Origin of the sequence: Rhizobium oryzicola (assembly GCF_030504645.1) — a bacterium.
GTDB classification, from domain to species: Bacteria; Pseudomonadota; Alphaproteobacteria; order Rhizobiales; family Rhizobiaceae; genus Neorhizobium; species Neorhizobium oryzicola.
Window position 1 is genome coordinate 155,239 of record NZ_JAUKWQ010000007.1, and the last position, 23,537, is coordinate 178,775.

23 protein-coding genes are annotated in these 23,537 nt (G+C 60.2%); 14 read left to right on the forward strand and 9 right to left on the reverse strand.

What is annotated here, in order from left to right; genetic code table 11:
- The first annotated feature begins 111 nt into the window (after positions 1-111).
- From Q2T52_RS19610 to Q2T52_RS19645, 8 genes are all read left to right on the forward strand, one after another.
- Entirely contained in the window at positions 112-984 is an 873-nt protein-coding gene (locus Q2T52_RS19610; RefSeq protein WP_302078524.1) for a carbohydrate ABC transporter permease, read from the forward strand.
- Positions 985-991: 7 nt separating this feature from the next.
- The gene (locus Q2T52_RS19615) at positions 992-1,822 is read left to right on the forward strand and encodes a carbohydrate ABC transporter permease (protein WP_302078525.1); all 831 of its coding nucleotides are present in this window, start codon (positions 992-994) and stop codon (positions 1,820-1,822) included.
- Positions 1,823-1,849: 27 nt separating this feature from the next.
- Complete coding sequence (locus Q2T52_RS19620) at positions 1,850-2,848, forward strand: ABC transporter ATP-binding protein (RefSeq protein ID WP_302078526.1); 999 nt, start codon at positions 1,850-1,852, stop codon at positions 2,846-2,848.
- Positions 2,845-3,621: an L-iditol 2-dehydrogenase gene (locus tag Q2T52_RS19625; protein ID WP_302078527.1), complete on the forward strand. Its 777-nt coding sequence runs from the start codon at positions 2,845-2,847 to the stop codon at positions 3,619-3,621. Before Q2T52_RS19620 ends, Q2T52_RS19625 begins: the two co-directional genes overlap by 4 nt.
- 254 nt (positions 3,622-3,875) lie before the next feature.
- Positions 3,876-5,351 carry a mannitol dehydrogenase family protein gene (locus tag Q2T52_RS19630; RefSeq protein WP_302078528.1) on the forward strand — a complete coding sequence of 492 codons (1,476 nt, stop codon included), beginning with the start codon at positions 3,876-3,878 and terminating at the stop codon, positions 5,349-5,351.
- Between the two features lie 12 nt (positions 5,352-5,363).
- Positions 5,364-6,071, forward strand: coding sequence for an HAD family hydrolase (locus Q2T52_RS19635; protein WP_302078529.1), 708 nt, complete (start codon positions 5,364-5,366; stop codon positions 6,069-6,071).
- A 19-nt stretch (positions 6,072-6,090) separates the two neighbouring features.
- Complete coding sequence (locus Q2T52_RS19640; protein ID WP_302078530.1) at positions 6,091-7,671, forward strand: FGGY-family carbohydrate kinase; 1,581 nt, start codon at positions 6,091-6,093, stop codon at positions 7,669-7,671.
- Positions 7,672-7,748: 77 nt separating this feature from the next.
- On the forward strand, positions 7,749-8,495 hold the full coding sequence (locus Q2T52_RS19645) for a sulfate transporter family protein (RefSeq protein ID WP_302078531.1): 747 nt from the start codon (positions 7,749-7,751) through the stop codon (positions 8,493-8,495).
- Here Q2T52_RS19645 and nth read toward each other — a convergent pair.
- A complete protein-coding gene (gene nth, locus Q2T52_RS19650; RefSeq protein WP_302078532.1) occupies positions 8,448-9,236 on the reverse strand; it encodes an endonuclease III in 789 nt (262 codons plus the stop codon). The genes Q2T52_RS19645 and nth overlap by 48 nt on opposite strands.
- 23 nt (positions 9,237-9,259) lie before the next feature.
- On the opposite strand from nth, the gene Q2T52_RS19655 reads away from it, so the two are divergent.
- From Q2T52_RS19655 to Q2T52_RS19670, 4 genes are all read left to right on the forward strand, one after another.
- The gene (locus Q2T52_RS19655) at positions 9,260-9,754 is read left to right on the forward strand and encodes a DUF2244 domain-containing protein (RefSeq protein WP_302078533.1); all 495 of its coding nucleotides are present in this window, start codon (positions 9,260-9,262) and stop codon (positions 9,752-9,754) included.
- Between the two features lie 68 nt (positions 9,755-9,822).
- Complete coding sequence (locus Q2T52_RS19660) at positions 9,823-10,707, forward strand: bifunctional helix-turn-helix domain-containing protein/methylated-DNA--[protein]-cysteine S-methyltransferase (RefSeq protein WP_302078534.1); 885 nt, start codon at positions 9,823-9,825, stop codon at positions 10,705-10,707.
- A gap of 63 nt (positions 10,708-10,770) precedes the next feature.
- Complete coding sequence (locus Q2T52_RS19665; protein WP_302078535.1) at positions 10,771-11,070, forward strand: type II toxin-antitoxin system ParD family antitoxin; 300 nt, start codon at positions 10,771-10,773, stop codon at positions 11,068-11,070.
- Positions 11,070-11,438, forward strand: coding sequence for a type II toxin-antitoxin system RelE/ParE family toxin (locus Q2T52_RS19670; protein WP_302078536.1), 369 nt, complete (start codon positions 11,070-11,072; stop codon positions 11,436-11,438). The genes Q2T52_RS19665 and Q2T52_RS19670 overlap by 1 nt, the downstream gene beginning before the upstream one ends.
- Before the next feature lie 9 nt (positions 11,439-11,447).
- Here Q2T52_RS19670 and Q2T52_RS19675 read toward each other — a convergent pair whose 3' ends face one another.
- A complete protein-coding gene (locus Q2T52_RS19675; protein WP_302078537.1) occupies positions 11,448-12,428 on the reverse strand; it encodes a sugar-binding transcriptional regulator in 981 nt (326 codons plus the stop codon).
- Between the two features lie 174 nt (positions 12,429-12,602).
- Here Q2T52_RS19675 and tal point away from each other — a divergent pair, with 174 nt between their 5' ends.
- Positions 12,603-13,562 carry a transaldolase gene (gene tal, locus Q2T52_RS19680; RefSeq protein ID WP_302078539.1) on the forward strand — a complete coding sequence of 320 codons (960 nt, stop codon included), beginning with the start codon at positions 12,603-12,605 and terminating at the stop codon, positions 13,560-13,562.
- 68 nt (positions 13,563-13,630) lie between these two features.
- Here the strand turns inward: tal and Q2T52_RS19685 are convergent, their stop codons facing one another.
- Positions 13,631-14,926, reverse strand: coding sequence for an MFS transporter (locus tag Q2T52_RS19685; protein WP_302078540.1), 1,296 nt, complete (start codon positions 14,924-14,926; stop codon positions 13,631-13,633).
- Between the two features lie 74 nt (positions 14,927-15,000).
- A complete protein-coding gene (locus Q2T52_RS19690) occupies positions 15,001-15,402 on the reverse strand; it encodes a MarR family winged helix-turn-helix transcriptional regulator (protein WP_302078577.1) in 402 nt (133 codons plus the stop codon).
- 247 nt (positions 15,403-15,649) lie between these two features.
- Between Q2T52_RS19690 and Q2T52_RS19695 the strand changes: the two genes are divergently transcribed.
- The gene (locus Q2T52_RS19695; RefSeq protein ID WP_302078541.1) at positions 15,650-16,885 is read left to right on the forward strand and encodes an ICP22 family protein; all 1,236 of its coding nucleotides are present in this window, start codon (positions 15,650-15,652) and stop codon (positions 16,883-16,885) included.
- A gap of 83 nt (positions 16,886-16,968) precedes the next feature.
- Here the strand turns inward: Q2T52_RS19695 and lysS are convergent, their stop codons facing one another.
- From lysS to Q2T52_RS19720, 5 genes are all read right to left on the reverse strand, one after another.
- Entirely contained in the window at positions 16,969-18,465 is a 1,497-nt protein-coding gene (gene lysS, locus Q2T52_RS19700; protein ID WP_302078542.1) for a lysine--tRNA ligase, read from the reverse strand.
- A gap of 97 nt (positions 18,466-18,562) precedes the next feature.
- Positions 18,563-20,020 (reverse strand): glutamate--tRNA ligase, encoded by a 1,458-nt coding sequence (gltX, locus tag Q2T52_RS19705; protein WP_302078543.1) that lies wholly within the window; start codon positions 20,018-20,020, stop codon positions 18,563-18,565.
- Positions 20,021-20,137: 117 nt separating this feature from the next.
- Positions 20,138-21,901, reverse strand: coding sequence for an SLC13 family permease (locus tag Q2T52_RS19710; RefSeq protein WP_302078544.1), 1,764 nt, complete (start codon positions 21,899-21,901; stop codon positions 20,138-20,140).
- Positions 21,902-22,001: 100 nt separating this feature from the next.
- Complete coding sequence (locus Q2T52_RS19715) at positions 22,002-22,751, reverse strand: TerC family protein (RefSeq protein WP_302078545.1); 750 nt, start codon at positions 22,749-22,751, stop codon at positions 22,002-22,004.
- A 98-nt stretch (positions 22,752-22,849) separates the two neighbouring features.
- Positions 22,850-23,533, reverse strand: a complete 684-nt coding sequence (locus Q2T52_RS19720; protein ID WP_302078546.1) for a TetR/AcrR family transcriptional regulator — start codon at positions 23,531-23,533, stop codon at positions 22,850-22,852.
- Positions 23,534-23,537: the final 4 nt, after the last annotated feature.

Here is a 23,537-nt window from a genome sequence, read left to right on the forward strand (position 1 = left end):
GTTCATTCGGGGCAGGAGGGTGCTGCGAGGTTCTCCCCCGCTTCAAGGGGGAGATGGCGGCAGCCAGAGGGGAGGTTCTGAATCAGTTCAACGGAACAAGAGGCGGCCAAAATGGCGACGACCCACACCCGTTCGGCAGCAAGGCTGATGATGGCGCCGTCCGTCATCCTGCTGTTTGCCTGGATGATCGTGCCGCTTGCGATGACGATCTATTTCTCGCTGCTGCGCTACAATCTCTTGATGCCCGGTACGGAAGAATTCGCCGGCATCATGAACTACCAGTTCTTCCTGACGGACCCGGCCTTCTTCGACGCCTTGTCGAACACGCTGATCCTGGTCGGCGGGGTTCTCGCCATCACCATCATCGGCGGCATTGCCTTTGCGCTGCTGCTCGACCAGCCGATCTTCGGCCAGGGCATCGTGCGCATTCTGGTGATCGCGCCGTTCTTCGTCATGCCGACGGTCTCCGCGCTGGTGTGGAAGAACATGTTCATGAACCCCGTCAACGGCTTGTTCGGCTGGCTGGCGCGGGCCATGGGCTTTCAGCCGATCGATTTTCTGGCGAGCGTGCCGCTTCTCTCCGTCATCATCATCGTCTCCTGGCAGTGGCTGCCGTTCGCGACGCTGATCATGCTGACCGCCCTGCAGTCCCTGGACGAGGAGCAGAAGGAGGCCGCCGAAATGGATGGCGCCGGCTTTGTGTCCCGTTTCATCTACATCGTGCTGCCGCATATGGCGCGCGCAATCACCGTCGTCATTCTCATCGAGACGATCTTCCTGCTCTCCGTCTTTGCCGAGATCCTTGTGACCACCAATGGCGGGCCGGGCACGCAGAGCACGAACCTCACCTATCTCGTCTATGCGCAGGCGCTTCTGCAGTTCGACATTGGTGGGGCGTCTGCCGGCGGCATTGTGGCCGTGGTGCTCGCCAATATCGTTGCGATCTTCCTCGTGCGCCTCATCGGCAAGAATCTGGAGGGGTGATACCACCATGGCACGCAAGGTTTCCACCCAACGCAAGTTAGTCATGAGCGCCATTGCCTGGACGCTCGGCATCGTCATCTTCTTCCCGATCCTCTGGACCTTCCTGACCAGTTTCAAGACGGAAGGGGAGGCGGTCGCCACACCGCCATCGCTATTCTTCTTCCACTGGACGACGGAGAACTACGCCGAAGTGCAGAGCCGGTCTGATTACTTCCTGCACTTCATGAACTCGGTGACCATCTCGCTCGGCTCCACCATCCTCGGTCTTCTGATCGCCATTCCGGCCGCCTGGGCCATGGCGTTTGCGCCCACCAAGCGCACCAAGGATGTGCTGATGTGGATGCTGTCGACCAAGATGATGCCGCCGGTCGGCGCGCTGATCCCGATCTACCTGCTGTTTCGTGACGGCGGGTTGCTCGATACGCGGATCGGGCTGGTGAGCGTGCTGACGCTGATCAACCTGCCGATCATCGTCTGGATGCTCTACACCTACTTCAAGGAAATTCCGGGCGAGATCCTGGAAGCTGCCCGCATGGATGGCGCCTCCTTGGCGAAGGAAATCATCTATGTGCTGACGCCGATGGCGGTGCCGGGCATTGCCTCCACGCTGCTGCTCAATGTCATCCTGGCCTGGAACGAAGCCTTCTGGACGCTGAACCTCACGACGTCGAACGCAGCACCTCTCACGGCCTTCATTGCCTCCTACTCCAGCCCGGAAGGTCTGTTTTACGCAAAGCTTTCGGCGGCCTCCACCATGGCGATCGCACCGATCCTGATCCTCGGCTGGTTCAGCCAGAAGCAACTCGTGCGTGGCCTCACCTTCGGCGCAGTCAAGTAACGCGACGGTCATTCAAGGAAAACGAAGATGGGAAGTATCACCCTCCGCAATGTCTCCAAGGTCTTCGGTGAAGCGAAGGTCATTCCGTCGATCGATCTCGATATCAATGACGGCGAGTTCGTCGTCTTCGTCGGCCCGTCCGGCTGCGGCAAGTCGACGCTGCTGCGCCTGATTGCGGGGCTGGAGGATGTCTCCGGTGGCGACATCATCATCGACGGCCAGAACGCAACGGATGCTGCGCCAGCCAAACGCGGGCTTGCCATGGTGTTTCAGTCCTATGCGCTTTATCCGCATATGAGCGTGCGCTCCAACATCGCCTTTCCGCTGAAGATGGCGGGTATCGACAAGGCGGAGATCGACCGCAAGGTGGCGGATGCCGCCCGCGTGCTGAACCTCACCGATTATCTGGAGCGCAAACCGCGCCAGCTTTCCGGCGGGCAGCGCCAGCGCGTGGCGATCGGCCGCGCCATCGTGCGCCAGCCGAGTGCCTTCCTGTTCGACGAGCCGCTGTCGAACCTTGATGCGGCGTTGCGCGTCAATATGCGTCTCGAAATCAGCGAACTGCACCAGCAGCTGAAGACCACGATGATCTACGTCACGCACGATCAGGTGGAAGCCATGACCATGGCCGACAAGATCGTCGTGCTCAATCGCGGCAATATCGAGCAGGTGGGCTCGCCGCTCGACCTTTATCGCAAGCCCGCCAACCTCTTCGTTGCCGGTTTCATCGGCTCGCCGCGCATGAACCTGATCACCGGCGCCTATGCCGAGGCAAAGGGCGGAAAGACCGTCGGTATCCGTCCCGAACATATCGGCCTGTCGAAGGATGCCGGCACTTGGGAGGGCACGGTCACCGTGGCGGAGCATCTGGGCTCCGACACCTTCATGCATGTGGATGTGCCGGGTGTGGGCCTGCTGGCGGCGCGAGCGGGCGGCGAGTTCGGCGTGCGCCACGGCGACCGCGTCTACCTGACGCCTGATGAAAGCAAGCTGCATCGCTTCGATGACAAGGGGCTTGCATTATGAGCGGGCGACTTCAGGGCAAATCCGCCATCATCACCGGGTCCGCACGCGGCATCGGCCGCGCCTTTGCGGAAGCCTACGTGCGGGAAGGGGCGAGCGTCGCTATCGCCGACATCAACCTGGAACGTGCGCGCCAGACGGCAAGCGAGATCGGCGAGAAAGCCTATGCGGTCGAGCTGGATGTGACGCGCCAGGAGTCGATCGATGCGGCGGTGCGGGCCGTGGAGGAACGCACCGGCGGCATCGACATCCTCATCAACAATGCGGCGCTGTTTGATATGGCGCCGATCGTGGAGATTACTCGGAAAAGCTACGACACGCTCTTTTCCATCAACGTCGCCGGTTCGCTGTTCATGCTGCAGGCGGTTGCAAAATCCATGATCGCACGGGGCCAGGGCGGCAAGATCATCAACATGGCAAGCCAGGCTGGTCGTCGCGGCGAGGCGCTGGTGGCGATCTACTGCGCCACCAAAGCGGCGATCATCTCACTCACCCAGTCGGCTGGCCTCGATCTCATCAAGCACGGCATCAACGTGAACGCCATCGCGCCCGGCGTTGTTGATGGCGAGCACTGGGACGGCGTCGATGCGCTGTTTGCAAAGTACGAGAACCGTCCGCGCGGTGAGAAGAAGAGACTGGTCGGCGAGGCCGTTCCCTTCGGCCGCATGGGCACCGCTGAAGACCTCACCGGCATGGCCGTTTTTCTCGCCTCTCCCGAAGCCGATTACATCGTCGCCCAGACATACAATGTCGACGGCGGCAACTGGATGAGTTGAGGGGGACATGCGATTTCTCTGCCCGCCATCACTCGAAAATGGGTTTGCCGTAAGAACCCCCTCATCCGCCCTTCGGGCACCTTCTCCCCAAGGGGAGAAGGGACATACGGCAAGGTCTCCGTTCTCCTCTCCCCTCGGGGAGAGGTCCACCAAGCGCAGCGGAGGCGGGGTGAGGGGGCGAAGATATCTTCCGCGGCGGTTGGGTTTCGGCGCCCCGTTCCCCGATTTAATTTCATTTTCCAGGACGTGACATCATGACTGTCAAACTGTCTCTTTCCACCCTGAGTGATGCCGCGAAGACGGCCACCATTCCCGCTTATGATCCGCAAAAGCTTTCCGGCGGTATCGTCCATTTCGGCGTCGGCAATTTCCACCGCGCCCATCAGGCGATCTATCTGGATGATCTCTTCAACACCGGCGCGGATCACGACTGGGCCATCATCGGCGCGGGCATCCTCCCCTCCGATCAGGCCATGCGCGACAAGCTGGCGGCGCAGGATTTTCTGACCACGGTCGTGGAGCAGGACAACAACAAGACGGCGGCGCGCGTGACGGCGCCAATGGTGGACATCCTGCCGGTTGGGGATGCCTCTGCGATCATTGCTGCCCTTGCCGATCCGAAAATCCGTATCGTATCCATGACGATCACCGAGGGCGGCTACTTCATCGACGCGGAGGGCCATTTCAACCCGAACCATCCGGCCATCCAGGCGGATGCCGCATCGCCCGATCAACCGAAGACCGTCTTCGGCCTGATCCTCGCTGGCCTGAAGGCACGGCGTGACAAGGAAATCCAGCCCTTCACCGTCATGTCCTGCGACAATATCCCCGGCAACGGCCATGTCACGGAGAACACCGTCTGCGGTCTGGCAAAGCTGTCCGACCCGGCCTTTGCAGCCTGGGTGCATGAGAATGTCGCTTTCCCGAACTCGATGGTGGACCGCATTACGCCGGCGACCGGCAAGCGGGAGATCGACCTCCTGGCAACTGAGTTCGGGATTGACGACAACTGGCCGGTCTTCTGCGAAGAATTCAAGCAGTGGGTGATGGAAGACAAGTTCCCGGCAGGCCGCCCCGCGCTGGAAAAGGTCGGCGTGCAGTTCGTGCCCGACGTTGCGCCCTATGAGCTCATGAAGATCCGCATCCTGAATGGCGGGCATGCGGCGATTGCCTATCCGGCAGCGCTGCTGGATATTCATTTCGTTCACGAGGCGATGGAGCATCCGCTGATCCGCGCCTTCCTCGCCAAGCTGGAAAAGGAAGAGATCATCCCGATCGTGCCGCCGGTTCCGAATACCAGCCTGGAGGATTACTACCAGCTGATCGAGCGGCGTTTCCTCAATCCGAAGATCGGCGACACGATTCCGCGTCTGGCGCAGGATGGCTCGAACCGGCAGCCGAAATTCATCCTGCCCTCGACGGTCGATCGGCTTCGGCAGGGGCAGGACATCAAGGGCCTGTCGCTGGTCTCTGCCCTGTGGTGCCGTTATTTCGCTGGTACCAGCGACAGCGGTAAACCCATCACCTTCAACGATGCCAGCGCCGAAAAACTTCACGCTGCCGCGTTGCAGGCCAAGGACGATCCGGCGGCATTCCTGGGCTTCGATGAAATCTTCGGTGCGGTTTCAGGCTCGCAACATTTCAGGGATCGCTTTGCGCATGCGCTTCAGACATTGTGGCGCGAGGGCACGGCGCGTACGCTCCAGCTCTATCTGGACGATGCTTTATAGGGCAGGAAAGACGTGAAGGATCCGCTGGTCATCTTCGATTGCGACGGCGTGCTGGTTGATAGCGAGCCCCTGTCCATTCGCGTGTTGATCGATGCACTACGCAAGCACGGCCTGGAAATGGATGAGGCGGAGGCCTATCAGCGTTTTCTGGGTCGCAGCCTTTCCAACATGATCTCGGTGCTGGATACAGATTTCGGCATTGATGCGGACCATCAGTTTCTCGAGGCGATGCGGGTCGATCTCTATGATCGTTTCCGCCGTGAGCTTGCGCCAATTAAGGGCATTGGCCAAGCGCTCAAGGCCATGCCTTGGCGGCGTTGCGTGGCTTCCTCCAGCCAGCCGGAACGCATCCGGTTATCGCTCGGTCTGACCGGGCTTCTCGATCTGCTTGAACCACATATCTTCAGTGCGTCCATGGTGGAAAACGGCAAACCCGCGCCGGACCTTTTCCTGCACGCGGCGCGGGAAATGGGCGCCGACCCAATCGATTGCATCGTGATCGAGGATAGTCCCGCCGGCATCGAGGCGGCAAAGCGGGCAGGCATGTCCGTGTTTGCCTTTACCGGCGGCTCTCATGCCGATCGGCCGGAATATCGGGAACATATTCTGGCGCTTGAACCGGATCTCGAATTTGACGCAATGGCGGATTTGATCCACCTTGTCGGCAATTACGTGGAGAGAGACGGTCGTCCTTCGGTCCAGACTGAGACGCGGCTGTAAGGGATGGAAAGCGAAACGGATGCGTGACCACTTCGTCGCGGTCGATGTCGGGACGACCAGCGCGCGCGCAGGGATTTTCACATCTGATGGCCGTTTGCTGGCCAAGGTTCGGTTTCCCATCCGCATGCAACGTGGGCCGGGCCAGCATGCCGAACATTCCTCCGAGGATATCTGGTCTGCGACCTGTCAAGCGGTGAAATCCGCTTCGGAAGAGGCGGGTATCGGCGCAGAACAGGTGGCGGCCATCGGCTTTGATGCCACCTGCTCGCTGGTCGTTCGCGACCTGGAGGGCGGCCCTCTTTCCATATCTGTCGTTGGCGACGATGAATTCGACACCGTGGTGTGGCTCGATCACCGCGCCATCGAACAGGCGGACCGCCTGAGTGCGACCGGCCACCCCGTTCTCCAATATTCCGGCGGTTCGCTGTCGCCGGAAATGCAGATCCCCAAGCTGATGTGGCTGAAGGAAAACATGCCTGATCGCTGGGCACGGATCGGCTACCTCTTCGATCTTGCGGACTTTCTGACCTGGCGCTCCACTGGCTCTACCGCCCGTTCGCAATGCACGCTGACGGCCAAATGGAATTTTCTGGCGCATGAGCGGGAGGGCTGGAATGGGGATTTCCTGCGGCAGGCGGGCCTTGAGGATCTGCTTGAACGCGGAAATCTTCCGCCCCGTGCCCAGCCTGTTGGCGCTGCGATTGGTCCTCTTACACCGTCTGCTGCTGCAGAACTGGGGCTGGATACCGGTTGCCTCGTCGCGCCCGGTCTGATCGACGCCTATGCGGGTGCACTTGGGGCTCTGGGTGCCGCGGCGAACACGGGCGAATTGGGTCGCAATCTCGCCCTGATCGGCGGCACCTCCAGCTGTCTTGTCGCCTTTTCGCAAGCGCCGCTTCCAGGCCGCAGTCTCTGGGGGCCTTATTTCGAAGCGGGCTATCCGGGCCATTGGCTGGTAGAGGGGAGCCAATCTGCCACGGGAGCGCTTCTCGATCATGTGGTGCGCATGCATGCCGCCGGTGGCGAGCCGACCTCGGATCTGCATGACCGCATTGTACGGCGCATCGGCGAATTGCGATCCATCGAAGGCAGCCGCTTTGGGGATGAGATCCACATCCTGCCGGATTTCCACGGCAACCGCTCGCCCCTGGCTGATCCAAGGGCAACGGGCGTCATCAGCGGGTTGACGCTGGATACGTCGTTTGACGGTCTCTGCCGTGTCTACTGGCGTACTTGCGTCGCCATCATGCTCGGGCTGCGCCACATTCTGGAGACCATGCAGGGCTATGGCTATGTCACTGACACGCTGCATCTGGCGGGCGGGCATGTGAACAATCCGCTGCTGGTGGAACTCTGCGCCGACGTCACCCATTGCCGGGTGCGGGTGCCGGCCACCCGCGATGCCGTGCTGCTGGGCTCTGCCATGGTGGCCGCGGTGTCGGCCGGTCTGTATGCCGATCTGGCGCAGGCGGGGGCGGCAATGGACCAGGGCGGGCGTGTGCAGATGCCTGATGCCACGCGGCGGGCGGGCTATGATCGCGACTACCGGCGCTTCCTCGCCATGCATCGGCATAGGGCCGAGCTTGAGGCTATCCTGTAAGGCTTTCGGCCCGCTTGTAGGAGATCGGCCTGCCACCTACATCAGGGGTCAACACAGCTTGCGGAGCCACGCCCGACATGATTTTCGATGCCGCCCGTCTTTCGCTTGCCAATCTTCTGGCACCGGAAACCCGCTCGGTCTTCTGGAAGGTGCTGGGGCTGACCGTCCTCGTTCTGATCGGCCTCTGGTTCGCGCTACGCGGCGTCTTCATCGGCTATGTCTGGCCCTATTTTGCAGAACTGCTGCCAACCGTGCCGGACTGGGCGGGCTGGCTCACCTTCGTCTTTGCACTGCTCGCCTGCATTGGTCTGGCGCTCGGGCTTGCGTTACTGATCGCGCCGGTGACAGCGCTGATTGCGGGCCTGTTTCTGGATGATGTGGCAGAGGTGATCGAGAAGCGCGATTACGCTTCCGATCCTGCAGGTGCTGCCATGCCAATCGGGCAGGCCATGCTCGGTTCCATCCAGTTTCTCGGGGTGGTGATCGTCGGCAACATCGTCGCGCTGTTGCTGCTCTTCATTCCCGGCGTCAACCTGATCGCCTTCTTCATGGTCAACGGCTATCTGCTGGGACGGGAATTCTTCGAATTCGCCGCAACGCGTTTCCGCTCGCCGCAGGAGGCAAGGCAGTTTCGCGAGAAACACCGTGCGACCGTGTTCATGGCGGGCCTGCTGATTGCCGGCTTCCTGGCAATCCCGATCCTCAACCTGTTGACGCCGCTGTTTGCTGCGGGCCTGATGGTGCATCTGCACAAGGCGCTGACAAGGCGCGACCCGTCATTCGCTCTCGTGCAAGGCCTCCGCCCCAATCATCTGCGCGGGTAATTCGACCAGCAGTGCGGGAACGTCGTTGGTCTTGGCGGGATAGCGACAGAGATCGGCAATCACGCATCGCTCGCATTCCGGCTTGCGGGCTTTGCAGGTGTAGCGCCCGTGCAGTATCAGCCAATGATGCGCATGGAAAAGGTACTGCTTCGGGATGACCCGCAGCAGATTGTCTTCAACTGCATCCGGCGTCGCGCCCGGCGCCATCTTGATGCGGTTGGCGATGCGAAACACATGCGTATCGACTGCCAGCGTCGGAATGCCGAAGGCCATGGACATGACAACATTCGCCGTCTTGCGGCCGACGCCCGGCAGGCGCATCAGCTCCTCGCGGGTCTTCGGGACCTCTCCACCGAACTCATCCAGCAGCAGTTTCGACAGCGCGATGACGTTCTTCGCCTTGTTGCGATAAAGCCCGATCGTCTTGATGTGCTGGATCAGCCCTTCCTCGCCGAGGTCGAGCATCTTTTGCGGCGTACCGGCGATCTTGAACAGGTCGCGGGTGGCGCGGTTGACGCCGACATCGGTTGCCTGTGCGGAAAGCGCCACGGCGACGACCAGCGTGAACGGGTTCACATGCTCCAGCTCACCCTTGGGTTCCGGCCGCTGAATGCTGAAGCGACGGAAGATTTCTTCCAGTTCCGCCTTGCTATAGGCGCTACGGGCATGCCTGCGGCTTCTCGCCGCGCCATTTGACTTTTGCGAAGTTTGCATGTGGGATTGTGTCTTGGAAGTTGCCATATCGTTTCTATGACAGGTGCAGCATGGAAGGCAACGCTGAGATGATCAATGAGCAGCCCGTTTTTGCGGCGGAGCTGACGCCCTATCGCTCGCTGGGGCGAAAGGGTTTTCGCGTGCTGCTGTTGCTGACCGGTGGCATCTGCCTGCTCTACGGCGCCTTCTTCATGGCGACAGGCGCCTGGCCCATCGGCTTTTTTTTCGGGCTCGATTTCGTTCTCCTCTACGGCGCCTTCTGGCTGAATTACCGGGCGGCCCGCGCCCGCGAGGAAGTCACGATCTCGCGCACCCATGTCTCCATCCGCAAGTTCTCGCCCGCCGGGCGCATGGTGGAGCATCGCTTCAATCCGTTCTGGACCCGGTTTCGGGTGCGCCGCCACCAGGAATTCGGCATCACCTCCATGATCGTCACGGGGCAGGGGCGCTGGACGGATGTCGGCTCCTTCCTCAATCCCGATGACCGGGAGAGCTTTGCCAAGGCGTTTCGCGGGGCGCTGGCGACGGTGAAACAACGGATCTGAGGCTGCAAGAAACGGGTGGCATCCTCTCTACGGCCATGGGATGCTCTCTTCATTGAGAGGATGAGCCCATGAATGCCTTTGCGCCGACACCGGAATGCGTCACCGATATCACGCCCTCAGGCGAGGATTACGCCATCGTCAAACAGGTGATCGAGCTGATCACCTTGGATTATCGCGACCAGCCATCGCTGGAGAATATCGCCGATGAGCTTGGCCAGTCGCCCACGCAATTGCAGAAGGTGTTCACCCGGTGGGCGGGGCTTTCGCCGAAAGCCTTCTTGCAGGCCGTGACGCTCGATCACGCCAAGCGCCTGCTGGGCCATGAGCAATTGCCTTTGCTGGAAACCTCCTATGAAGTCGGCCTCTCGGGGCCGGGCCGTCTGCATGATCTCTTCGTCACCCATGAGGCGATGAGCCCCGGCGAATGGAAGGCAAAGGGAGGAGGCCTCACCATTCGCTACGGGTTTCATCCGTCGCCCTTTGGGCTGGCGCTGGTCATGGCGACCGATCGCGGGCTGGCGGGCTTGGCCTTTGCCGATGACGAGGGCGGGCGGGATGCCTGTTTCGAGGATATGGCGAAGCGTTGGCCAAATGCGGAGTATGTCCCGGATCAGGCCGCGACCGCGCCCTATATCGCCCGCGTTTTCGATCCGGACCGCTGGCATCGGGAAGAACCTCTTCGCGTCGTGCTGATCGGGTCGGATTTCCAGGTCAGGGTCTGGCAGAGCTTGTTGAAGATCCCGTTCGGCAAGGCGGTCACCTATTCGGATGTGGCGCGTGATATCGGTCAGCCGACGGCAAGCCGCGCAGTGGGCGCGGCGATCGGGCGAAACCCGATCTCTTTCGTGGTGCCCTGCCACCGCGCGCTGGGCAAAAGCGGCGCACTCACCGGCTATCACTGGGGCCTCACCCGCAAGCGCGCCATTCTGGGCTGGGAAGCGGGAAGGGCGTGAGGCGTGGATATGGCATAATATGCCAATAGGTGTTATGATGGCGTCTCGTTTGGAGAAACCACCATGCCCACGCGCAATGTTGTTTTGACGGATCATCATCAGGACATGATTGACCGACTGGTGAAATCCGGTCGCTATCAGAATGCCAGCGAAGTACTGCGTGAAGGCCTGCGACTGGTCGAGCAGCGTGAGGAAGTCGAGGCCGCGAAGTTGAAAGCCTTGCGCGAGGCAGCCGCGATAGGCTTCGCTGATCTTGATGAAGGTCGCTTTTCAGATGTATCCGGTAGCGATCTGGAGAACCACATCGAACGCCTTGGTGTGCAGGCGATGGCACAGGTGCGTCGCTCCGGTTCTGATCGCTGATGGTCAACATTCGGCTTTCATCCACGGCTGAAAGCGACATTATCCATATTCTCGCGCAGACCTACGAGATGTTCGGGCATGACGCACAAGCTCGTTATCAGCTTCTTCTTGTCACTGCCCTGCGCGATCTTGGGGAGAATTGCCGGCGTCACGGTGTGCTCTCGCGTCCGGAATTGAGCACCGGCATCTTCAGCTATCATCTTCGCCATAGCCGCAATCGAGCCCGTCATGAGACAGGCATCGTCCGCAGGCCGAGGCACCTGATTCTTTTCCGACAGGTGAACGATTCAATGATTGGCGTTGGCCGCGTATTGCATGATGTGATGGAGCTTGCTCGCCATCTGCCCGCCGACTTTGGCAGCGAATAATCGCGTCGCTCAGCTGGCTGAAAGCCTCAACAACTCCCGCGCAGCGCCTTCATCCGTAATCAGCGTATTGCAGCCGATCCGCTTGATCGTGGCGCGGATCGCCTCTGCACGATGCGCGCCGCCGGAAGAGAGCACGATGTGTTTTGCCTTCTTCAGGGTATCGAGATCGACGGACATCACCCGTTCATTGATGGGATGCTGAACGGAGCGCCCTTCGGCATCGAGAAAGTTGAACATGGTGTCGCAGACGCAGCCGGCGGCGATCAGGTCATCCAGCTCCTGCTTGGAGATGAACCCTTCCGACAGCGATGTCGAATGGGGGCCGATATCGCCGCAGGAGACGATGGCGAGATCGAGATTATCGGCGAGATCATAGATCGCCTTCAGCCCGCATTGCTCGATCAGCGCGCGTTTTGTGGCAACGGAATCCACCAGCAGAGGCGCCAGGAACATGTAACATTCGGCACCCAACTGGCTCGCCAGCCGCCAGGTGTAATCGATCGGGTTCGTCTGGTGGACGGCGACGATCCCGCCCAGTAGTGAGACGACCTTGCAGTTTTCCCGGCGTGGCGGACGGAAGCCGGCAAGCGAGGCGGTCATGGTGCGGCCCCAGCCGACGCCGATCGTGGCGTTGTCGCTGACGACCTCCGTCAGGAATTGTCCAAGTGCGAGACCGACCGCGGAGGCGATGGCTTCCGCGCTTGTATCGCGAGGTGCCGGCACCACGATCGCTTCATCCAAGCCAAACTGCCGCTCCAGCTTTACAGCCAGTTCCACGCAGTCATCGATACCTTCACTGATCCAGATCTGCACCTCGGACCGTTTCAACGCCTCATCCAGCATACGGATGACTGTGGAGCGACTGATGCCGAGACGATCGGCGACATCCTTCTGGGTCAGGCCCTGATTGTAATAGAGCCAGGCCGCCCGCAGCCTCAAAGACGCGGCTTCCGAATAGGCCAGATGTGTTTCGCGTCGAAGCTTTGCCAAGGCGAATGAACCATGTCCCTGTTGCGGTGTTGGGCAAGAGTATCCGCATGGATGAAACAAATGTCAAATGTGATCAGCAAATGTCCTTGACATTCGCGCGGGCGCGCGCAGATATGATTGGTAACGGAGGATGAACTCATCCTTCCCCTGAGATCAAAACCCTGAGGAATTCCGATGGCCTCCAAGCTCGAACAATTGCGTTCCATGACCACGGTGGTTGCCGATACCGGTGACATCGAAGCCGTTGCGCGCCTGAAGCCGGTGGATTGCACCACCAACCCGACGATCGTCCTGAAGGCGCTCGGCACGCCGGCCTTTGCCGATCGCGTCAAGGAAGCCGTAACCTGGGGCAAAAGCCAGAACGGGAGCGAGGATGCCGTGATCGCGGCGATTGCCGATCGTCTCGCAATCTCGGTTGGTGCGGCTCTTTCGGAACTCGTTCCGGGCCGTGTTTCAACGGAAGTCGATGCCGACCTGTCCTTCGATACGGATGCCTCCATTGCCAAGGCGCATGGTATTATTGCTGCCTACAAGGAGCGTGGCATCGAACGCGACCGCATCCTGATCAAGTTGGCTTCCACCTGGGAAGGCATCAAGGCGGCGGAAGTGCTGCAGAAGGAAGGCATCGATTGCAACCTGACGCTGCTCTTCTCCAAGGCTCAGGCCGTTGCTTGCGCCGATGCGAAGGCCTTCCTGATCTCGCCCTTCGTCGGCCGCATCCTCGACTGGTACAAGAAGTCGACGGGTGAGGACTACACCTCCGAGACGGATCCGGGCGTCATCTCGGTGCGCCAGATCTACAACTACTACAAGGCCAATGATATCAAGACGATCGTCATGGGCGCCTCGTTCCGCAATGCGGGTGAAATCGAAGCGCTGGCCGGTTGTGACCGCCTGACGATCAGCCCGGCTCTACTGGACGAATTGGACAAGGCCGAGGGCACGCTGGAGCGGAAGCTTTCGCCCGACAATATCAAGGAAGATCCGTATCAGCCGATCGACGAGAAGACGTTCCGCTGGATGCTGAACGAGGATGCGATGGCGACCGAGAAGTTGTCCGAAGGCATCCGGGCCTTCGCCAAGGACCTGGTGGCGCTGCGCACCATGGTCAAGAAGGAACTGGCCGCCGCCTGACCTCCAGCAGGTGTGAAGACCATGAAAGGCCCGACTGTGTCTCACGGTCGGGCCTTTCTGTTTGCGGGTCATGCCGCCTGTGGTACTGCCGTCGCAGAGCCCGGTTTGCGCAGCAACAGGACGGAGAGTGCGGCGATCAGGCACATCACGCCGGCGATCTGGAGCGCTGGCATATAGGTGTCGAAGTCGCTCCTCAGAGCGCCTGCGCCGAAGGCTGCGGTGGCAGCCCCCAACTGGTGGCCGGTAAACACCCAGCCGAAAATCATGCCTGCTTTTTCGCGCCCGAAGTTCTCGGCGGCGAGCTTCACCGTTGGCGGAACGGTCGCAACCCAGTCTAGCCCGTAGAAGATGGCGAAGATGGAGAGTTCGTAGATGCTGAAGCCGGACAGGGAGAGATAGATCAGCGACAGACCCCGCAGGCCATAGAACCAGAACAGAAGCCAGCGGTTATCGAACCGGTCGGAAAGCCAGCCCGCAGAAATCGTGCCGATGAAATCGAAAACGCCGATGACGGCAAGCGTGCCAGCTGCCGTGACGGCGGCCATGCCGAAATCGCCGCAGATCGAAACCCAGTGCGTCTGGATCAAGCCGTTTGTGGACAGGCCGCAGACAAAGAAGGTGCCGAACAGAACCCAGAAGGTGGGATTGCCAGAGGCATCGCGAAGCGTGGCAATGGGCGCATAGAGCGTCGCGAGCAGCTTGTGGTCCTGTTTCGGCGGTTTGGAGACAACGGTATCGCCAAAGGCCGGCAGGCCAAGATCGGCAGGGTGATCACGCATGAGAAGGGCGACTAGGCCCATGGCGGCAGCAATGATGCAGACGACGAAGGTGAGTGCCGCCCGCCAGCCATAGGCTTCCGTCAGGCTTGCCAGAAGCGGCAGGAAGACCAGTTGGCCGGTGGCGTTGCTGGCCGTCATCATGCCGACGACAAGACCGCGGCGCTTGGAAAACCAGCGGGTTGCGACAGTCGCGCCCAGAACCAGTGCCGTCATGCCGGTGCCGACGCCAATCACCACGCCCCAGAGCACCAGCAACTGCCATGCTTCCCGCATGAAGATCGAAAGGGCGAGGCCGGCAAGGATCAGTGTCAGCGCAGTTGTCACCACTTGGCGGACGCCGAAATGGTTCATGAAAGCCGCGGCAAAGGGCCCGAGCAGACCGAAGAGAACAAGGCGAAGCGCCATGGCGGAAGAAATCGTGGCGATGTCCCAGCCGAATTCCTGATGCAGAGGCTGAATCATGACGCCCGCCGAGCCCATGGCGCCCGCCGTTGCCAGCATGGTGAGGAAAGTGGTGGCGGCGGCAACCCAGCCGTAATGGATGTTTCGGCGTGCGAGCCATCCCGCCACATATGTCGAGAGCATGCTTTCCTCCTGTTATGGCTCAAGCGGGCCGCCTGAGATTGGGTACAGACAAATTTGTCGATCGGGACTGGCCGTCAAAGTGCTCCCAGCAAATCCCGCAGCTGTTCTGTTTTCTCTGGACCGAGGCGCTCTTCGATCATCTCCTGAACGCTGTCCCATGCCGGGCCTGCCTCGTTCAGCAGCGAACTGGCCTTGTCCGTGATAGAAATGAGCGCCTCGCGCTTATCTTCTCCGCCGGCAAAATGCAGCAGGTTCATGCGCGCCAGAACCTTGGTGTTCCGACCGACGGTCGAACGATCAAGCTCCACGTGCTCTGCAAGATCTGTCAGGGAGACCGGTGCCAGTCTACGGATGTTTCGCAGCAGGCTGAACTGCGCGATATTGACACCAAAAGGAGCCAGCGCTTCGTCATAATAGGCGGAAACCTTCCGGGTCGCCTTGCGTAGCAAAATACAGTGGCAGAGGTTGTTTGACATCATGCGGGTATATGCCCGTATATGATCGAACGCAAGTCCTTCTCCTATAATTATTTTAGAGTTCATTCATCTGCTTAAATAAGAAGTCGATATTTATCGGGGGTTGTCGGTGTAACGATTTGGCGCATGTAGGAAGAGCGCTCGAAAGCCATCGGTTAAAGCTTCTTCAAGATTAATGAAGCAGTATGCCTCCCAGTTTTAAGACTTGTTTTGCGTAAGGTGGGGTGACTATGCCGGAGTGCCGGGCGTGAAAGGCGTAAAATTACGGCTATCACGAACCTTCGTGCTGGTTTTCGGCGGCGTTGTCCTCCTCGTTGGCGGCAGCGGCGCTGCTGCTCTATATTTTGCAGGCGACAAGTTTTTTGGCCCTTCCTACGAAGAAGTAAACGGGCTCACCTGCACCACCCTGCAGCAGGTAAAAATCAAGCGCGATCAACGCTATTGGGTTCGTAAATACGTCATGGCCGAACATGGCGATGGCGTTTCGCGCGTAAAGACGGCTATCCGCGTCGCGAAGGCCGTACAGGCTGCTGAAAAGGCAGATCTCGTACAGGTCACGGTGCTGGATAAATCGGGCCCGACGCAGCGGTCGGAAATGCGTGGGCGCGCGATCGGTGCGCAGGTTGTCTATATTCCGGACCCGTCGCGTGCACCCGAACCGACAGATGTGAAATTCACGGCCTATTACGTCGACGGCAATCCGACTGCCAAAGGTGAGTTCTATGGCCTCAGACGCGATCTGCCCATTGAGGATGTGGAAAAGCTTGCGGCATCACTGACGGATTCTGCCGATTGCGTACAGCCCGTCGTTGCCGCTCCTGCCGAGGGCCATGGCGGGAAGAAGGGCAAGGAAGAGAAGTCTGCACACGGTGGCGGCGAAAGCCACGGCAAGGAGAGCGAAGGCAAGGGCAAGGAAGGTGCTGCCCACGGTGAGGAGAAGCCCGCCGAAGGTGCGCATGGCGAAAAGCCTGCGGAAGGGCATGAGGCTCCAGCCGCGAAGGAGGAAAGTGGCGGACTCATAAGTTCGCTGACCAGCATGATCTTTGGCGGATCTAAGGAGGCACCCGCCAGCGGTGAAGCCCACGGCGCTAACGGCAATACAGACGTGGCGCATGCGGCGGATCCTAACCAGCCGAGCGGCGAACATACGGCAGTGGCGGAGCAACCAGGTTTCTTTGGACGCATGAAAGCCATGATCTTCGGCGGCGACAAGGCCGTGGCCGCTGTTGCCCCAGCAGCTCATGAACCTGTTGTTGATAAGGCAACGCAAGACGATCACACGCCGCAGGAAAAGCAACCGGCGGCACCTGCGCATCATGATGGCATCGACCCCATGAAGGTTTCTGCGCCGACGGATGAACCGGCCGCACCGCCTCCGGCCATTTCACATGCGGCTCCGCCTGCCGAGGACGATCACATGCCGCCCGCACCGGCCAAGGCTGCCCCGCCCGCGAAGCCGAAGGCGACGACCGTCAGCCACTGACGCTGACTGAGAAATCCTCTCAATTGCAGAAATGAAAACGGCCCGCCGAGGCGAGCCGTTTCAGTGTTCATATCCGCGAAGGATCAGTCGGCCTTGTTGCGGCGCGCCGGGAAGAGGATCACGTCGCGGATTGATGGTGCGTTGGTGAGCAGCATGATCAGGCGGTCGACGCCGATGCCGAGACCACCGGCAGGCGGCATGCCCTGGTCGATGGCGTCGAGGAACTCGTCGTCCAGCTGCTTGTCCTTCTCGCCACGCGCGTGCGCCTGTTCCAGCTGCTCTTCCATGCGGCGGCGCTGTTCTTCCGGATCGTTCAATTCGGAGAAGGCGTTGCCCACTTCCCAGGCGTTGCAGTAGGTCTCGAAGCGTTCCACGAGGCGCGGCTCGCCCGGTACTTCCTTGGCAAAGGGTGAGATGTCCTTGGGGAAATGCGTGACATGGCTCGGCTGGATCAGCGTGCCCTCGACCTTTTCTTCGAAGATGAAGGCGAGGCATTCGCCCCAGGTCCAGTCCTTCTCGACCTCGAAACCGGCTGCCTTGGCGGCGGCGCGTGCTTCCTCATCCGTCTTGATCGCGAGGAAGTCGATGCCGGTCGCTTCCTTGACGGCGTCAGGCATGGGCACGCGCTTGAACGGACCCTTGAAGGAAAGCGTCTTGTCACCGAACACCACATCGGTCGTGCCGTGAATGGTGGTGGCGAGGTTTTCGAACAGGCGCTCAACCAGCGCCATCATGTCCTCGTAATCGGCATAGGCCCAATAGCACTCCATCATCGTGAATTCTGGATTGTGCCTTGTGGAGACGCCTTCATTGCGGAAGTTGCGGTTGATCTCGAACACCTTGTCGGAGAGCCCAGACACGAGCGTGCGCTTCAGGAACAGTTCTGGCGCAATGCGCAGATACATGTCCATCTTCAGCGTGTTGTGAAAGGTCTTGAACGGATCGGCGGTCGCACCGCCATAGACCGTCTGTAGCATCGGGGTTTCGACTTCGAGAAAACCTTCGCTCTCCAGGAAGCGGCGGAAGCCGGACACGATCTTCGAGCGCTGCTGGAAGCGCAGCTTGCTCTCGTCATTCGACAGGATGTCGAGATGGCGCTTGCGGTAGCGCAGCTCGATGTCGGAGACGCCGTGCCACTTTTCCGGCATCGGCAACAGCGACTTGGTCAGCATGGTGATTTCATGCGCGTTGATCGTCAGCTCGCCGCGCTTGGTGCGGCGGACTACGCCCGTCACGCCGATGATGTCGCCGATATCGATCATCGACAGCATATCGCGAGCGGCTTCCGGTGTCGTATCCTTGTGAGAGAAGATCTGCACCTTGCCGGAGGCATCGCGGATATCCATGAACATGCCGGAGTTACGCGAGGAATAGACTCGGCCAGCGACGGTGACGATATCGGTCGTCTCAACGTCAGCTTCCAGGCTCTCGTATTTCTCCGCCAGTTCCGCATTGGTCATCGTGCGATGGAAATGGGCGGGATAGACGTCGCCGATCTTGTCGCGCAGCAGCGCCAGTTTCTGGCGGCGCACTTCGGTGGCGTCTGAGGAGAGGGCGGTTTCGGTCTTCTGTTCGGTCATCGGTTATCGCCTTTTGGGGCTGGTTGTTTTGTTCTGCCGGTGCGGCGGGCTCGGCTAGCCCTCCCCACAAGGGGGAGGGGACCCGTCACATATGCCTTTACTTCTCAGCGCCCACCATGGAGGCCACCACGGTTGCGGCAATCTTCAGGCGCTGGCGCACGACGGAGCGGCCGAGCAGCGCCATACTATCAAACAGCGGCAGAGAACGCTGGCTGCCGGACATGGCAACGAAGAGCGGCGGTGTGACGACGCGCAGCTTCTTGCCGAGCTTGTCGGCCACAGCGCGCAGTTCCTGGTCGATGCTCTCGACCGTCCATTCCGGCATCTTCTCGAAATCAGCTTGAACGGTGTTGATGATCTCAAGCGTCTCGGCCGGCGAGGTCTTCAGGCCGCCAAAGGAGGCGGGCGTCAGGCCGACGTCATTGGCCAGCAGGAAGCCTGCGAGGTTCGGCAGTTCGCCAAGCTTGGAGACACGGCTCTGTGCCAGCTTCAGCCCCTCGGTCAGGCGCTGGTTTTCCGATGCCCATTCGAAGGTACGAGCCAGGAACTGCTCCGGCGTCAACTTTTCGCGCAGCCAGCGGCCGTTCAGCCAGTCAAGCTTCTGGATGTCGAAGATCGCGCCAGCCTTGGAGAGTGCTTCCGGATCGAACTTTTCCGTCAGCTCTTCCATGGTCAGCAGTTCTTCGCCCTCCGCGATCTGGACGAAGAACAGGCCGAGGAAGTTCATCAGCGCTTCCGGGAGATAGCCGAGCGCCGAGTAATAGGAGATCGAGGTCGGGTTCTTGCGCTTCGAAAGCTTCGACTTGTCGGCATTGCGCATGAGCGACAGGTGCATGAACACGGGCTCCTGCCAGCCGAAGTAACGATAGAGCAGGATATGCTTCGGCACGGAGGCGAGCCACTCTTCGCCACGCGCCACATGGGTGATCTTCATCAGATGGTCGTCGATGACGTTGGCCATATGATAGGTCGGCATGCCGTCGCCCTTGATGAGCACCTGCATATCGACGCTATCCCACGGGATCGACACATCGCCATAGACGCCGTCGTGGAAATCGCAGGAGCCTTCGGTCGGGATCTTCATGCGGATGACCGAGCTTTCGCCTGCCGCCATCTTGGAGGTGACTTCCTCGGCCGTCAGGTTCAGACAGTGACCGTCATATTTCGGGGCCTTTCCGGCAGCGCGCTGTGCTTCGCGCATCTGCTCGAGACGCTCGGGCGTGCAGAAGCAGCGGAAGGCGTGGCCCTTGTCCAAGAGGTCCTGCGCGTAGGGCTGGTACATGTCCTTGCGGTCGGACTGGCGATAGGGACCATAGGGCCCGCCGACATCAGGACCTTCCGACCAGGTGAGGCCGGTCCATTTCAGCGCGTCCAGAACCTTTTCCTCGAACTCGCGGGTGGAGCGCGTCGCATCCGTATCCTCGATGCGCAGGATGAATTCGCCGCCATGTTTCTTGGCGAAGAGATAGTTGAACAGCGCGATATAGGCGGTGCCGACATGCGGTTCGCCGGTGGGGGAGGGTGCGATACGGACGCGGACGCCTGAAGTGCTCATGAGTGCCTGCTCAAATCAAGGAAAATGGCGCGCCTGATGGCACGCGCCTCACTATAGGGATTGGCTGGCCTTAGGACACATTCCGCTGCAAGCGTCAAGATTTTTAGGGCTGAAAGGCTATTGCAGCGGCCAGACCCACATAAGCGCAGGCACACTGACAAGTATGATGAGGAAGGAAAGCGGTAGGCCCAATCTGGGATAGTCGCTGAATCTGTATCCTCCCGGTCCCATGACGAGCGTATTGCACTGATGGCCGACGGGGGTGAGGAAGTCGGAGCCGGCGCCGATCGCAACCGCCATCAGGAAGGCTTCCGGGCGGTAGTGAAGCGTGGTTGCGAAGCTCACGGCAATCGGGCCCATCACAAGCACGGTGGCGGCATTGTTGAGGAAGGGGGTCACGGCCATGGCTGTAATCAGGATGAGGCCAAGAGCGGCAAAGGGCGGCAGACTGTGTGCGACTGAGCCGAGCCAATGGGCAATCAGCTCACTCCCACCCGTCGTACGCAACGTATCCGAAACCGGGATCAAGGCTCCCAGCATCACGAGGATTGGGCCGTCCACGGCCTTGTAAATGTCGTTCAGCGGAACCGCCTTGAAGACGGCCATGCCGAGCGCTGCCGCAAAGAAGGCGACGGCGACCGGTGCGTAACCCAGCGCTGTCGTGATCATGGCGAGCGCCAGGATTGCGATCGGCACCAGTGCATGGCGTTGCGTGCCCAGCATCACTTCCTGCTGGGCGAGCGGCAGCAGGGCAAGCTCTTGCAGCGTGCCTGGCAGATTGTTGCGGTGCCCCTGCAACACCAGGACATCACCTTCCTTCAGGACGAGATCGCGCAGGCGTTCCCGAACGCGCTCGCCACGCCGGCTGACGGCCAGCAGATTTATGCCGCGTGTGTAGGAGAGGGCTATTTCGCGAACGGTGAGGCCTTCCAGCGGAGACTGTCGCGATATCACCGCCTCGATGGATATCAGATCCTGGTCGCCGTCCTTCAGCGGCTTGCCGGAGAGCTGAAGTCTGGCGCCGGAGATGATGCGGTCGAGCGCCTGCGAACGGCCTTCCAGAATGACGGTATCGCCTGTGCGAAGCGTAAGATCGGGGATCGGTGCCATGCGGCGCGGCCCGCGTAGGATGGCAGTGGCGGCCACTTCGTTGTCCCCGAGCTTGATGAGATCACCCAGCGGCTTCCCGACAAGCGTCGAATCTTCGCCCAAGGTCGCTTCTGCCGCGTAGTTTGAGATTTCCGTCGCCTCTTCCAAGCTATTGGACTGCTTGCGCCGATCGGGAACCAGCCAGTGGAAGAACAGCAGGAATATCACGCCGACCAAGGTCAGCAGACCGCCAACGGGTGTGAAGTCGAACATGGTGAAAGGCGTGCCGGTCATCTCGCCGCGCAGTCGGGAGACGACAATGTTCGGCGACGTCCCGATCTGCGTCATCAACCCGCCAAGCAGGGCGGAGAAGGCCATGGGCATCAGATAGCGAGACGGGGAGACGCCTGAGCGTCGCGAAAACTGGAAGGCGACCGGCATCATGATCGCCAGCGCGCCTATATTCTTAATGAAGGCGGACATGACCGCCACCGAGATCATCAGCAGCGCGATCTGGGTGCGCACCGAATTCAGATTGGGAAAGAACTTCTTGATGACCCGATCGACGACGCCGGACCGGGCAACGCCGGCGCTGACCACCAGGGCGCTGCCGACGATGATGACGATATCATCGGAAAAGCCGGAAAATGCCTTGTCCGCGGGTACGAGCCCCACCACCACCGCCGCTACAAGCGAGCAGCAAGCGACGATGTCGTAGCGGAAGCGGTCCCAGATGAACACTGCCATCATGCAGGCAATGACGACGAAGGCGAGAATTTGCTGGCTGGTCATGCCTGTCCGGTCGGAGAGCCGGGGCAAGCCGGCGAAGGGAAGTCGAGGTCTCTCTAATGCGGAAGTGCCTCATTGGTTCCCTTCGCCCATCCGCCAATCATCAATGGCCGGACTGTCTTTTGCGCTGGCGAGCGTTGCGTGCCAGCATGTTCAGCGCCTCGACCAGCGCGGAGAAAGCCATGGCGGCATAGACGTAACCCTTGGGGACGTGGAAGCCCATGCCTTCTGCAATCAGCGTCGTGCCGATCATCAGCAGGAAGGCAAGCGCCAGCATGACGATGGTCGGGTTCTTCTCGATGAAGTTTGCCAGCGGGTTTGCGGCCAGCAGCATGACCGCGACGGCAGCGATGACCGCGATCACCATGATTGGCAGATGCGGCGTCATGCCGACCGCCGTGATGATGCTGTCCACCGAGAAGACCAGATCGAGCAGAAGAATTTGGCTGATGGCTGCGCCAAAGGTGATCGACGCCGCACCGCCGACCATGTTGTCCTTGTGATCGATCGGATCAACGCTGTGATGGATTTCCTTCGTTGCTTTCCAAACGAGGAAGAGACCGCCGGCGATGAGGATCAGATCCTTCCAGGAGAAGTCGTGACCGAACACCGTGAAGATTGGATTGGTCAACTGGACGATCCAGGCGACCGTGCCGAGCAGGCCAAGTCGCATGACAAGAGCCAGGCCGATACCGATGCGGCGTGCCTTTTCCCGGCTTTCAGGCGGCAGCTTGTTCGTCAGGATGGAAATGAAGATCAGGTTGTCGATGCCGAGCACGATTTCCATGACGACCAGAGTCACGAGTGCAACCCAGGCAGCCGGGTCTTGCACAAGCGTAAGTATATCCTGCATGATTTATCCTCTTGCGCCCGGAAAGTCAGACGCCCGCGATGTAGGCCGTCAACGTCGAAGTTCAAGCCAATGAGCGATGTACGCAAGCAGGCAATATTTTATTCCGGCATGCCTTCTTTTTTATTTGCGCCATAGGCACACATGAAGACATGAACCGCCGCGGTGACGGAGTTGTGCATTTCCTCCTGCGATGGTGGATCGGCAAGATCTCCGAAAAGCCGCAGCTTGAAGAATGAGCCGCCGGAAAGCTCGATGAACTGTCGGGCAGCCAATGTTACGTCGGCAACGCTCAGGGCGCCACGCTCCACTTGCCGCTCGATAAACCTTTCCAGAACGGTACGGACGTTGAAGCTATCGTTCTGGAAGAAATTCCGCGACAGATTAGGCATTCGCGGCACGACCGCAATCATAGTCCTCAATGCGGAAATTGAGCTTTCGCTGGTGATCCGTTCAATGAATCCCATGCCATAGCGGTAAAGTCCGTCCCGTACGTCTTCACGACCGGCAAGGATATCTTCCATAGAATGTGCGAGCCGTTGGCGTTCGCGCTCCATGATGGCCGAAAACAGATCATCCTTACCGTTGAAATAGACGTAGATCGTACCCTTGGATACGCCCGCCTCGCGGGTAATGTCGTTCATGCTGGCAGCGTCAAAGCCCAGCTTCATGAAGACCCGCTTGGCGCCGTCAAGAATCTGCTCGCGCTTTGCGGGATCTTCGCCAGCGGCAAAGCGACCGCTGGTGGAATTCCCCTCGCACTGTACGGGACTCTTAACCTGCATCCGA